Origin of the sequence: Streptomyces sp. NPDC020489 (assembly GCF_044386545.1) — a bacterium.
Lineage (GTDB): Bacteria > Actinomycetota > Actinomycetes > Streptomycetales > Streptomycetaceae > Streptomyces.
In genome coordinates this window covers 129,764-141,819 of record NZ_JBIRUZ010000017.1, presented here as the reverse complement: position 1 = coordinate 141,819, position 12,056 = coordinate 129,764, and the positions used below count along the sequence as shown (strand labels likewise).

The window sequence follows — 12,056 nt, the reverse complement described above, 5'->3', positions numbered from 1 at the left end:
TGCCAGGCAGCCCTATCGGGCGGTGCGGGTAGCGGGGGCCGGGACGCTGCGGGCGGGGCCGGCCGATCCGGCGGCGCGGGCGGGGGATGAGCACGGTCGGGTCCTCCGGGAGGTCAGGGGAATGTGTGCTGCGCAGGGCGGCTTGGCTACGGCGTGTCCGAGGCGGGCGTGGAGGGCGAGCTGGTGGCCGTCGGGCCCGGTGACGGCGTGGCGGGGGTGTCGGTGCTGTTCTGGGAGCCGAGGACGACGGCGAGCGCGACGCCGGCGCCCACGGCTATGCGCGCCAGCAGCGACAGCCTCGGCTTGGGCGGGGGATGGGGGATGAACCAGCCCGGGATCGGCTTCGGGGCGTGCTGGGGCATGCCGGAGCTCCTTGTTGGCGAGAGGGAGTTGGAAGCGGGGCTGCGCGGGCCGGTCGGCCTGTCCGGTCCTCACGCCCGCGCCGGGGCACAGGGGTGAGGGCCAGGCAGTGCGCCCGGGGCAGGGATGCGCTGAGGGCCCGCACCGTGTGGGGTGCGGGCCCTCAGCTGGGGGCGGTATGGGAGTCAGCCGGACGGCAGTTGCTTGCCTGTGGTCGCGTCGTAGGCGATGCCGGTGGGCGAGAGCCGGACGGACAGAGACTGTGCCCGGCTGCCCTCCTTCCATTTGCGTCCGCCGACCGCGATGCGCACGGTGACGTCGGCGAGCGGATCGTCGACCGGCAGCGTGATCTCCGGGTCACGGGGCCACTTGCCCCCTGACAGCGTGGCGCTGGCGCTCTCGCCACCGCTGTCGATGCGCAAAAAGCGGGCGTTCGGGTCGAAGTAGGAGCGGAGCCCCAGGACGACCCGCCGCTTGTCGCTGCTCCAGTGGGCGACGACGTCGGCCTTGACACCGTCTATGTCGAGAGCGGCCTTTGACCTGCCCTGGTAGGCGGCTGCCTTCGCTGTGCGTTCCTGCTGCTCCTCCTTATCCTGGCTGGCCTGCGAGATACCGGCGAGAGTGATGCCCAGAGCCGCCACGGCCGCGGCATAGGGCCATACGCGGCGGCGTCCTCGTGGCTGCGGTTCCTCGGTCGTGGCCGGCGGCTGTGGGGGCGGCCCGGGCGCACTGTCCCGGGCCTGTGTGCCGTCGGGGTTGTCGTAGTTCTCGGACCGCTCATTGCCCATGCCCATACGAGCGACGGTAGCGCGGAGCCAAACGGCCTGGCCGCGGTTTCCGCCGAGCTCCGCGACCGCCGCGCGGGTGGACAGCCAGGACATGGCCTCCGGGGAGCGAATGCCGTGCCTGGTGATGGCCTCCCGTTCGCCGATCGCGGCGAGTTGGGCGGCCTCGCTGTATCGGCCCTCGCGCGCGGCCTGGAGCGTGTCATCGCGCCGGGTGTCGATGACGTTCGGCGGCATCTCCCACCCCCAGTCATCGGCGGCCGCCGGTTCCGGCGCGGGCTGCGCGCTCGTGTCGTCCACGAGTTCCGCGTCCACGATCTCCCCGTTGTCGAGGGTTTCCTCGTCGAGCACATCGGCGGCCTGCTCGATGTCGTCGTGCTCATCGTCCAGGGCGGCGGCCTCGCGGTCGGCGTGGGCCTGCTGGGCTGCACGGCGCCGGGTGCCGGTGTCCGTGAGTCGGGCCTCTTGGTCGTCGATGACGGTCTGGATGATGTCGACGTAGGCGGGGCCCACCTTCCATACGGCCTGACCGGGCCCGAGGTCGGGGATGGCGTCGATGGCCCACTGAGGCAGACCAAGCAGCGCTCCGGTCAGCGCCGCCTCATCCCGTCCGAGCCGCCCCACATGGGCGATCTCGCACAGCCGCGCCAGGTCCTGCGCGCGCCCCTGTCCCAAGTCGGACAGCGTGTGCATCACGACGTTCATCTCCAGCGCCGCCTTGCGGGAGTTCTTCAGCAGCCGCTGGATCAGTTCGGTGGTGGCGGGGGACAGCAGGATCTGCCACGCCTCCTCGAGGACCAGGTGCCGGTGCACGGCGGCCGACTGGCGCAGCCACACCTGTTCCACCCAGCACGCAACGGCCGCCATGAGCGAGGGAATCGCCGGGCTGTTGCGGTCCATGCGCGTGAAGTCGAAGGACAGGATGGGCAGATCGGTCGGCGGCAGCGCCGAATCCTCCCCGTCGAAAATGCCTCGCAGCGATCCTTCGGTGTAGCGGGTCAGCGCCATGGCGGCGCTCTCGCCCCACTCAGCGAGTCGGGCGGCGGACCACCGGCCGTCCTGCGGGCTGACCAACGCGTCGGTGAGCCCGTTGAGGTTGGTGGCCTTGGGATGGTTCAGGGCGTGCTGAAGGGCGTGCGTTGCCTGTGTGGTGAGGGCGTCCGGTTCACTCGCCAGGATCAGCGAGCGCACCAGCTGCTCGCGCACCTGGGGTGAGAACAAGTCCGAGCACGGGTTGAGCTTGAAGGCGCCGGCCTCGATGACCAGGCCCCCCAGATCCCGCACGAGCGGACTCCACTCGCCGCTCATGCTGTCCTCGCCAAAGCTGTCGACGACGACGGCCTGGTGCTGCTGCTCCAGGATCTCCCGGCGGATCCGCACTTTGGCCGTGGTGGACTTTCCCGACCCCAAGCCCCCGAGCCCGATGCTGTTGGTCGACGGCAGGATCGCCGTATCGGCCAGCACGGGCGAGAGGTGGAACGCCCGCCCGTCCAACAGGGAGCGGCCGATGGGGATTCCGGGGAATCCGGCCGCGCTGGCGACGAACGGGGCGGTGATCGCGGCGTGCGAGGTGGCGAGGCGGATCAAAGCACCGCTCCTTTCCGTGTCGAGGCGCCGTGCGGGGTGGTCATCACGTGCGCGCGGTGCTGCTGGCCCGTGAGCCAGTCGAGCCGGATTCGGTACTGGTCGGTGACGAGGGATGCCTGCCATTGGGCGTCGGCGACGGCCTCGGGGCTGTCGCCCCACACCGTCATGTAGGCGTCGATGTCGACGAGGCTGGCGCCCTCTACCAGGGCGCCGTGGGTGGTGTCGGCGGCCATTTCGTGGCGCGCGGACGTGATCTTGTCGGTGGTGAAGGCGCTCCCCGCAGCGTCCTGCCACCGTGCGGAGCGCCGGGACTGGGCAGCAGGCAGCGGCCGGTACAGCACCGCGAACGACCGCTCGTAGTCCCAGAAGGAGCCGGGTGTTTGCTTGCCGGGAGTGCCGATCAGGACGCTGGTCATCAGGTCTCCGTCGGTGACGTCGGGCCAGGATGTGATCCGGGCCGTGGCGGCGTACCGGTCGTCGTCGAGGCGCACCCATCCGGGTCCTCGCTCCGCGACGGTGGGAACGGGGGTGGGGTCGGCGGGGGCGAGGTAGCCGAGCTGGCCGAACTCGCCCTCCAGGGTGTCGAGGATGCGGTCGGGCTGCCCGGCGAGGCCTTTGGGGACGTGCACGGAGATTGTCTGTGTGTGCACGGTGTGCTCGCCCACCTGCGCGTGGTGGGTGGTGTGGACTTGGATTCCGGCGTTGCGGGCTTGGCCGCCGGTGTGGGTCAGGGCACGGGAGAGTGCGGCGTGCCAGGCCGCGCGTCGCTGCGGGTCCTGCATGGTGCCGTGGTCGGGGTAGAGGACCCACGTTGTGGTGGCTCCGGCCTGCTCAGTCATCGAGGCGGGCGGGGTGCGTTCCCGCAGCCGCCGGTATCCGACGGCCGCCCAGCGGGCGAGGGAGCGCGGACCGGGGGCGATGTTGATCAGGGCGGCGGTCGCGGCGACCGCGCCGAAGGCCCCGATCGGCGGCGGCGTGATCATCGCGGACATGAGGACGGCACTGCCTCCCAGAGCGTTGGCCTTGGTCAGCAGGGTTTCGGCAGGGCTCAGTCCGCGCTGGAGGCCGGGAATGCGGTAGCCGGGGGCCAGGGAGTACATGGGAGACGCTCCTTATCCAGGTGAGTGGGTGGCGCGCCGGTATCAGGGCGCGCCACGATCACGGGCGCCCGCCGGAGATGGCGGGCGCCCGTGATGCGCGGTGCTAGGGGTTGGCCGGCGGTGCCGCCGGAGGGGCCGACGGGGGAGGTGTCGGCGGGGTGCCAGGCTGCTGCTGGCGGTACGCGGCCCGTGCCTCTTGGCGCACCTGCCGGACCGGTTCGGTCCGTGCTGCCCGGTCGGTCGCCTCGTGCCGGGCCTGCGCCACGGCCGACGCCGTGGTCAGGCGGCCGGGCCGGTCGGCGACCTTCAGGCCGTAGGCGCCCATGAGCTGCTGGCCGTCGTGGCGCATGGCCCGTCGGGGTGTGTCGACCCGGCGGATCTGCCGGGGAGTGCTCTCCGTTTCGTAGTGGTCGGGGACTCCCGCGCGGATGGCGGCCCGGGCAAGGCCGTTGTCCGTGCGGCGTTCCATCCAGCCCCGTGCTCCGCGGGCCACCATGGGCCCGAAGTACGGGACACCGTGGAAGATCATGCGGAGCATGAGGACGTCGACGGCGACCAGGAGGACGGCGTCGAGGATCAGGGAGCCCTGCACTACCGAGACGAATGGTGAGAGCAGCAGCAGCGCGAACGGGGCGAACATCAGGCCAAGCAGGCGCTGCGCCCACGCCTTGACCGCACCCATTTCCCCGCCCCGCGCCATGGAGGCGAGCACGAGGGGGGCCATGCACACGAACACGAGGATGCCGAGCTGGCGGGTCATGAACACCAGCGCGGCGATGCCTAGGGCGACGGCCAGGGCAGCCCACAGGATGAGCTGCGCCACCGGGTTACCGGCGTCCGGGCCGACGGTCATGTCGGCGCGGATGGCCCCGAACAGGGTCCCCTCGTTGGAGTTGAAGGCGACCCGGAACGCCTCGCTGACGGCGGTGTTCAGCAGCATCACGGCGCCGGGGATGGCTGCCATGCCGGCGACTGCTGCCAGTGTCCAGCCGGTCGAGGCTCCCATCTGCCGTAGCCGCGGCACGCCCTGCCATGCGGTCAGGGCGCATACGACCACGACGCACGTGAAGATGGCGACGGCTAAGTGCTGTCCCAGCCACATGAACCCCTGGTAGATGCCGTTGTCGGCAGTCGAGGGTGCCCACGCGTCGCTGGGGGCGATCAGCTCCTTGAGCAGGTGCAGGAAGTGGTCGACGACGTCCTTGACGTAGTCGGACGCCCCGCCGCTGAGCCCGCCCCCGGTGTCGAAGGGGGTTTCGCCGGTCTCGCAGTATTTCTTGGCGGGCCCGTACAGGCCGTCACACGGGTTCTCCTTGTCTGGCACGGGTCATCAGCCCTTGGCTTCGGTGACGGTTGAGAAGAGCGTGTCTCCGTACAGGGCGAGGACGACCGCGATGAACAGGGTGCCGACGGCCAAGCTGCCCTTGCGCAGTGCGCCCTTGGGGTCGCTGGACAGCTGGAGCAGCATGCGGACCGCGATGATGGCGATGACGGCGGCGATTCCCTTGGTGACGAGGCCGCCGCCGGTGAGGCCGATGGTGTCGAAGAAGTCCTTGAAGCCGGTGGACATGTCGACGGGCTTGGCGAGGGTGATTGCCTTGAACATTCTCAGATCTCCTTGCTTTGCCTGGAAATGGGTCGAGCGACGGAATACAGGTCAGGCATGACGTCCATGGGGTCGTACCGGACTTCTGCGCCGGGACGGGGTGCGTCGATCATCCATCCGCCGCCGATATAGATACCGACGTGATGAATCACCCCGGGACTTTTACCGTAGAAGACGAGGTCCCCGGGGCGGATTTCACCCGGCTTCAGCGGTTTGGATGCCGAGTATTGCTGTGCGGCTGTACGCGGCAGCGTGATTCCTGCTTTCGCGTACGCGTAGAGGGTGAGCCCGGAGCAGTCAAACCCGGTGACGGTCGCTCCGGTGCGCCCGTTGGGGGAGCAGCAGATTCCCGTACTGGGACCGTGAGCGTTGCCGCCACCCCAGGAGTACGGGGTGCCGATCATTTTCTCTGCTGCACGGATTGCGGTAGCGGCCTGCGAGCTGGTCGCTGATTTTCCGCCGGACGGAGTTGCGGCGAGCGCCCGGATCGATCGGACGTAGTTCTGAGTTTCCTTGTACGGCGGGATACCGCCGTACTTTTGCACTGCACCGCTTCCCGCGTTGTAGGCCGCGAGCATGTTGCTTTGCCTGTCGCCGGGGACGTCCTTGACGTCTTCGGCGACGGTGCACAGGTACTTGGCTGCGGACGGGATGGCGTCCTCGGGGTCCCACACGTCGCGCTTTCCGTCTTTATTGGCGTCGATTCCGTGGGTTTCCCAAGTAGACGGCATGAATTGCGCGATACCCTGAGCGCCGACCGGCGACTTGCTTTTGGTCGAGAATCCGGATTCCTGGTTCAGGAGCGCGGCGAGCAAGTTCGGTGTGACCTCGGGGCAGGTATTTCCTGCCTCTTCGATCAGCGCTCTGTATTTGGCGGGCACGCTCAGGCTGAGCGCCGCGCCAGCGGTCTGGGTCGGGGCGGCCTGGACGAGCGCGGCGACGATGACGCACGACGTCGCTCCTACGCCGGCGATGACGCCGGTAGAGGCACGCAAGGGTCCTGACTCCTTCCTGGTCGGCAAAACGATCATTTGCGCTGATCAGCAGTACGGCGGAAGTCCGCCGCAGGCCCGCCGGACGCCCGCCGTGAGTCCGCCGTGAAGCGGACGGCACGGCGGGCGAAACCGCCTGCACGGCGGGCCGGCGGCAGGCCTCTGGCGGACTGTCCGGCGGATCATGAACCGGACTTGGCGGCGGCGCTCAGATCACTGATCCAGTAGCCGCGCGTGCCCTTGTCGTCCTTGTCCGGCGCGACACCGAGCAGACGGGAGAGCTGTTTTCCGCGCTCCCCCGGGCGGGTTTCGGTGATCCCGAGAGCAGGCGCCAGTTCGGCCGTAGGCATGAACTCCAGACCTCGGCTCTCCAGCAAATCGATCGCCTGCTTCAGCGGGGTGACCGGTCCTTGATCAAGCGTCTTCTGCTGCCGGTCGACCACACCGTCCACAACCTCCCAGATGAAATCATCCCGGAAATTGAATCCGCGAATCAGCGTGGATTGTCCGTGAGCGAAAAGAACAGCCTGGCCCTTGATCGTCGGATCGAGGAGCGGGGGACTGATCGGGGCGATCGTCTCGAAGTACGTGTCTCCGAGAGCGACTTTCGCGGTCCCTTCGGATGCGACGTACAGACACAGTCGGTAAAGGAACTGGTCGCGGACCATGACGGGGATTGCATTCTGCGCCGGACGCTGGGTCAGCATGACCACCGATATTCCCGACTCCAGGCATTTTGCGACCAGGGAACGAGTTTTCTCAGCAATGCGGCCCGCCTCTTCCTTACCGGCGTTTGTTCCATCGTGTGCGAAGAAATCCGCTGCCTCGTCCACGATGAAAAAGACCGGTTTGAACGTGGGCTCGGGCTGCCGTGTACGGATGGCCTCCCGTTTCTTCTCGTACCGGGCCTCGCCACGGGCGTTCAGCTCGTCGACCATGCTCTCGAAGACGGCCGGTGAGTCGGACGACTCGTAGCGGACGGCCGCCTTTTCGAACCGGGTCAGCCCGCAGAATTTCCCGTCGAGCAGATACAGGTCGAAATCTCCGTACGCGATGAGCAGACAGGTGATCAACCCATTGACCAGGGTGGTTTTTCCTGTCTGGGTCATTCCTCCAACCAGCAGCGATGCGCGGTCGAATGTCTCCACACCGGCCAGCCGCCCGATCACGTCGTGCCCGAGCGGCACCCCGGCGAACGACTGGATCTCCTGCCTGGTCGGGGGCGGGAACGACCTGGTATGCGGCGGTTCGTCGAGCACGAGCAGCTGGGCACGACGCTCGTTGTCGCGGCTGCGCTCCATCGTGGTGTGCAGCCGGGTGACGCCGAACATGCCGGCCACGGGCCCCAGGCGCTTCTCGACGTCCTGGTACGTCTTGCCCTCCGGCATGAGGAAGTCGTACCGCGTGCCCTTTCCAGGCTCGGGTACCGGCGTGATGGTGACCTCGTCGGCGCGGATGATCTCGTCCTTGCCGATGGCCCCTGCCCTGGCGAGTGCTGCCGTGAGCTGCGGATGTGGCACGGCTGCCAGCGCGGCAGCCTGGTCGCCGCCGATCACAGCCGTGGCCGGTGCGTCCTGCACGGCGTCGGCCTTGGCGGCCGCCGCAGGCTGCTCGCCTGCGAGCCATCTCCGGACGCGCGTCCGGGCCGTCCAGGCGAGCCAGCCGAGACAGACCAGGACACCGGCCACGAGCAGCACAGTGGCCGTCCAGGACAGTCCCAGTTTGCTTTTGATGGCGGCGAGGATGCCGAACACGATGACCAAGCTGCCGATTCCTCCGGCAGCCTGCCCGTACAGGTCGTCGTCACTGACTTTGACCTGCTTCTTTTTCCCCACACCCCCTCCTTCCGTAGTTGTCCGGGCGTGAGCCGAGCCGCTAGGGCCCGGTGCTTTCGTGCGTTTTGTGGTGCTCGCCGGGTCTGCTCCCCAGGTCTGCGAATTCCGCTCGCCGGGTCACTCGCCGGGTCTGCACCGATCGACTGCTGTGGTCCGGCAGTCGCAGCAAGGGCCAGCCCGCAACTCGCGGGCTGGCCCTCACTGGTGGTGCCGGAACATGCGGGCTCAGGCGCCCGCGTCCTCCTCCTCGATCTCCTCCTCGGCCTCGTCGTCGGCATCGCCGCTCTCCTCCTGCGACATGAGCGCAGCCCAGGCATGCCGGATGCGCGACTCGCTGCCGACAAATCCGCGGGCGCGCAGGGTGTCGCGGGCCTGGCGGTAGGACGCCGCCGGCTCGCTGCCGTAGCGCAGATGCCGAAGGAGGACCTCGAGCTGGCTGTCGCTGAGGTACTCGCCGGGCTGTGGCGTCGGCACACCCTTGACGGCTGCGAGCCGAGCGAGCATGTCGGCGTCGAAGCCTCCGTCACGCTCTCCGTGCCCCTCGCCGTGACGGCTTCCCTCGCCATCCCTCTGACCTGCGTGACTGCCGTCCCGGTGTGTGCCGGATGCGGCACGCCCGCCGGGCAGGGCCGGAGTGCCCGTGCCGTATTCGTCACGATCGGCTGTGACGAGCAGGGCGGGCGCGGACGGCGTCCAGGTGTCGAAGTCGGGCAACTCGATCGCGGCGACCGTCGCGGGCAACTGCTTCTGCGTGACCGTGGCCTGCGTGGCTTCCGCCTGTGCGTGCAGCTGCTCGGTCATGGACTGCCGGATCTCCAGCTGGGTCAGGCGGTACCGGGTCTCCGCTTGGGCCACGCGGCGATCCAGGTCGGTGGCTGTGGCCAGCAGCTCGATGCGGTGCGCGGCCTCGGCCTCCATGACCTCCAGGCGGTCGGCGACCTCTTGGCGCTTGGCGTCGATGGTCTGTCGGGTGGCGGCCGACGTTCGGCGTCCGAGGGAGGGCAGCGTCAGCCACCAGGCGCCCTTGGTCGCGACGATCGCGACCGGGGTCAGGATGACGGCGAGATCGAAGCCTCCGTGCAGGATGAGATCCGTGGTGGGGATCGCGGCGTTGATGGCCGTGAGCACCAGACCCGCCACCTGGACGCGGCGCGCGCGTCGGCGGTTGGAGCCCGCGAGGATCTCCGTCGCCTGGAAGACGCACCACAGTGCGTCCAGCGCGGCAACGGTCGGCGCCGACCAGGGGCCGAAGCGGGGCTCGAGGATCTGGTAGCTGACGTAGACGGACAGGGCGGCCACCCCGAGCGTGACGAGCCCGAGCACGCTGAGCACCAGCGCACGCGAGGACGGCGCTTGCCGTTCGTGGGTCTTCTTCACGGTGCCTCTTTCAGTTCGATCGGTGCAGCGGGTCAGTGAGTGGGGCTGCCGATAGGTCACGGGTAGATCGGCGTGGGCCGATGCGGGGCGGTGGCGTGGCCGTCGGGCCGCACGTCGCCGGTGTCGTCGAAGACGATCACGCCGTTGCACAGCAGGCTCCAGCCCTGCTCGGGCTGGGAGACCACCACGACGGCGGCCTCGCTGTCCGCGCTGTCCGCCGTGGGACACGGCTCGGAGTGACGGCACAGCGAACGAGGCAGCCGGGCCGGAGCGGAAGCGGACGTGATCAGGGTCAGGGTGGGCATGAGGCCTCCCGGCGCGGGTGATGGGTCGCGCGGCTGCGCGGCTCCCCTGGACCACGCCCGGACCAGCCCACGGGGGAGTGGGCCGGGCCGGGCGGGTCAGGCAGCCGACAGAGGTGGCGGTGTCGGACTGGCGCATCCGTCAGCGCCGTTGCTGGCGCTGACGGTTGAGGTAGGCGTCCTGCAACCGGGTGAAGGACTCGAACAGCCGCTGCCCGGTGGGGCAGCGGCTGGTGTCCGTGCAGTCGGTGCAGGTAGCGCGGTGCTTGCGGTGCGCGGTGTACGCGACCTGATAGCGGTCGTACAGGTCCTCGGGCACGTCAGTACCCGAGGTTCTGGCAGGCGGCGCACGTCCAGGCGGTGACCGGGCCCGCGGGCTGCCCCGGTGCGGTACCGAAGGTGCCGCCGCACTGGTCGCATTGCAGGCCGCTTGTGCGGCACAAGTGGTGGGCTAACCGTGCAAGCCAGCGCCTCATGCGATCGCCTCTGCGGTCGTGCGGCGGGCGCCGGCCTCGCGGACCAGGAAATCCGAGGTGGTCCACACGCTGCCGATCACAAACGGTTCGCCGTCGTGCCGGGTGATGTCCTTGACGATGAGCGCGAACTGCGCGCAGCGCCGGTTGAGCAGGGCGCGCGCCTGTTTGGGGTCGCGCACGACGGCCAGGACCTCGAAGAGGCCGTCGGTATTGCGGTAGATCGCGCCCGCATGCCGCGGCCCGATCTGAGCGTCGACGACGCGGCGCAGGGCCTCGGTCATCGTCGCGTCGTCGGTGGTCACGGACTGCTGCGGGTGCGGGCGGCCGCCGGGCTCGGAAGGCTCCCGGCCGTCCCGCTCGTGCGGGGTAGGACGCATCGGCAGCTGGGGCCTGTCGTCCAGGGCGGGCTGAAGTGTCATCATGCTGGGCATGCAGGTCGGTTCCTTTCCAGAGGGTGACCTGCGACAAGAACCCCCAGGGGCGCAATCCCTGGGGGTTCGTCGCGTGAGTGCGTCCTGCGCACTCCGCTGCTGATCGGGCCCGGCGGGCAGACACGGTCAGCAGCAGGCAGCGCAGGCTGCGTCAGATCTGCTCAATCTCCAGAAGGCCCCGGATGCCGACGCTGCCGTGCAGGGCGACCACGGTGAGCGGGTGACCGTCCCGGCTGCGCAGCTGCTCGCCGGACGGGGCGCGGGTGTAAGCGACTGGCTCGAACCCGGCGAGCACGTTCGCACCGATCAGGCGGTGCGCCTCGTCATGACTCAAGCCAGTGGTCAGGTAGCCGGAACCAGGCGTCGGGCCGAAGTACCGGTGCGCAATGAGAGCGTCTCGGGGCATGTGCATCTCCTGACGTGAAGAAGTGGGTGGGGGCTGCTCGTACGGGGTGGTTCAGCGAGCGAGGCGCTCCGTGCGCGCTTCCAGCGGGACGGCGGGGCCCTCCGTGGGGCGGTCACCGGCGGGCACCATGCGGCGGGCGTCGTCGGTGTCTGCCACGTCGGGCAGGACCGCACTCCAGTCGGCCAGCCGCCCGGCCGCCGTGCGCTCGGCACGGGCCCGCAACTCGAGGTCGGTCCGTGGGGTAAAGGCTTTGGGCAGCACCGTGGTGGCCTGGCGGCCAGCGGCGTCCGTGGCGGCCTCCATCAGCGCCTGGTGCCATTCGGGGATTGTGAGGTCCCATTCGATGCGACGGTTGCTGCTCCGGCAGCGGAGCGCGGCGGCCTCGTGGGCCTTCCCGGTGTGGTGCGGAACGAGTTTCTGAACCTTGCCCTGCATGCCGGTGATCGGGCACCAGGTCTGGCAGTCGACGCAGACGAGAACCGCCTTGAGCGGGTCCCGCAGGTCGATGTGTGAGGGCGGCAGCTGGGACAGCCGGATCGCGGGGAGGCTGCTCACCCGCTTCGTACGGGTGCGCCGCATCCGCTCCTTGGCCATGGGAGTCGCGGTCGTGATGGTCATGCGGAATCTCCTTGCATGCGAAGGGGGTTGGGCGCGTCGCGGTGCTCTCTCCGCCCACCAGGCGCACGGCAAGCCGGCGTCCTGGAGGACGGACAGCGCATAGCGCTGCGTCGTGCACAGGAAGTCGAGACCCCGGGGGTTTGCTCTTGCCACACCCCGGCCCCCTCTTACGAGGGGGACG

13 protein-coding genes are annotated in these 12,056 nt (G+C 69.3%); all 13 read right to left on the bottom strand.

Features of this window, described 5'->3' with window-relative positions; translation table 11 throughout:
- Positions 1-146: 146 nt before the first annotated feature.
- Complete coding sequence (locus ACH41F_RS35595; protein ID WP_398839156.1) at positions 147-362, bottom strand: hypothetical protein; 216 nt, start codon at positions 360-362, stop codon at positions 147-149.
- A 183-nt stretch (positions 363-545) separates the two neighbouring features.
- Positions 546-2,732 carry a hypothetical protein gene (locus ACH41F_RS35590; RefSeq protein ID WP_398839154.1) on the bottom strand — a complete coding sequence of 729 codons (2,187 nt, stop codon included), beginning with the start codon at positions 2,730-2,732 and terminating at the stop codon, positions 546-548.
- Entirely contained in the window at positions 2,729-3,832 is a 1,104-nt protein-coding gene (locus ACH41F_RS35585) for a hypothetical protein (RefSeq protein WP_398839152.1), read from the bottom strand. Before ACH41F_RS35585 ends, ACH41F_RS35590 begins: the two co-directional genes overlap by 4 nt.
- A 103-nt stretch (positions 3,833-3,935) precedes the next feature.
- On the bottom strand, positions 3,936-5,156 hold the full coding sequence (locus ACH41F_RS35580) for a hypothetical protein (RefSeq protein ID WP_398839150.1): 1,221 nt from the start codon (positions 5,154-5,156) through the stop codon (positions 3,936-3,938).
- A gap of 6 nt (positions 5,157-5,162) precedes the next feature.
- Entirely contained in the window at positions 5,163-5,438 is a 276-nt protein-coding gene (locus ACH41F_RS35575) for a hypothetical protein (protein ID WP_398839148.1), read from the bottom strand.
- Between the two features lie 2 nt (positions 5,439-5,440).
- Positions 5,441-6,433: an NlpC/P60 family protein gene (locus ACH41F_RS35570; protein WP_398839146.1), complete on the bottom strand. Its 993-nt coding sequence runs from the start codon at positions 6,431-6,433 to the stop codon at positions 5,441-5,443.
- Positions 6,434-6,612: 179 nt separating this feature from the next.
- Positions 6,613-8,265, bottom strand: coding sequence for an FtsK/SpoIIIE domain-containing protein (locus ACH41F_RS35565; RefSeq protein ID WP_398839144.1), 1,653 nt, complete (start codon positions 8,263-8,265; stop codon positions 6,613-6,615).
- Between the two features lie 225 nt (positions 8,266-8,490).
- Positions 8,491-9,642, bottom strand: a complete 1,152-nt coding sequence (locus ACH41F_RS35560) for a hypothetical protein (RefSeq protein ID WP_398839142.1) — start codon at positions 9,640-9,642, stop codon at positions 8,491-8,493.
- Between the two features lie 56 nt (positions 9,643-9,698).
- Complete coding sequence (locus tag ACH41F_RS35555; RefSeq protein ID WP_398839264.1) at positions 9,699-9,890, bottom strand: DUF5999 family protein; 192 nt, start codon at positions 9,888-9,890, stop codon at positions 9,699-9,701.
- A gap of 196 nt (positions 9,891-10,086) precedes the next feature.
- Positions 10,087-10,263 carry a hypothetical protein gene (locus tag ACH41F_RS35550; protein WP_398839140.1) on the bottom strand — a complete coding sequence of 59 codons (177 nt, stop codon included), beginning with the start codon at positions 10,261-10,263 and terminating at the stop codon, positions 10,087-10,089.
- A gap of 153 nt (positions 10,264-10,416) precedes the next feature.
- The gene (locus ACH41F_RS35545) at positions 10,417-10,722 is read right to left on the bottom strand and encodes a hypothetical protein (protein ID WP_398839138.1); all 306 of its coding nucleotides are present in this window, start codon (positions 10,720-10,722) and stop codon (positions 10,417-10,419) included.
- A gap of 280 nt (positions 10,723-11,002) precedes the next feature.
- Positions 11,003-11,257 carry a hypothetical protein gene (locus tag ACH41F_RS35540; protein WP_398839136.1) on the bottom strand — a complete coding sequence of 85 codons (255 nt, stop codon included), beginning with the start codon at positions 11,255-11,257 and terminating at the stop codon, positions 11,003-11,005.
- Positions 11,258-11,308: 51 nt separating this feature from the next.
- Positions 11,309-11,875: a hypothetical protein gene (locus ACH41F_RS35535; RefSeq protein WP_398839134.1), complete on the bottom strand. Its 567-nt coding sequence runs from the start codon at positions 11,873-11,875 to the stop codon at positions 11,309-11,311.
- Between the last annotated feature and the right edge of the window lie 181 nt (positions 11,876-12,056).

Coding starts and splice junctions, on each gene's coding strand:
- ACH41F_RS35595 (WP_398839156.1), bottom strand. CDS start 362: ATGCCCCAGCACGCCCCGAAGCCGATCCCGGGCTGGTTCATCCCCCAT.
- ACH41F_RS35585 (WP_398839152.1), bottom strand. CDS start 3,832: ATGTACTCCCTGGCCCCCGGCTACCGCATTCCCGGCCTCCAGCGCGGA.
- ACH41F_RS35575 (WP_398839148.1), bottom strand. CDS start 5,438: ATGTTCAAGGCAATCACCCTCGCCAAGCCCGTCGACATGTCCACCGGC.
- ACH41F_RS35540 (WP_398839136.1), bottom strand. CDS start 11,257: ATGCCCCGAGACGCTCTCATTGCGCACCGGTACTTCGGCCCGACGCCT.
- ACH41F_RS35535 (WP_398839134.1), bottom strand. CDS start 11,875: ATGACCATCACGACCGCGACTCCCATGGCCAAGGAGCGGATGCGGCGC.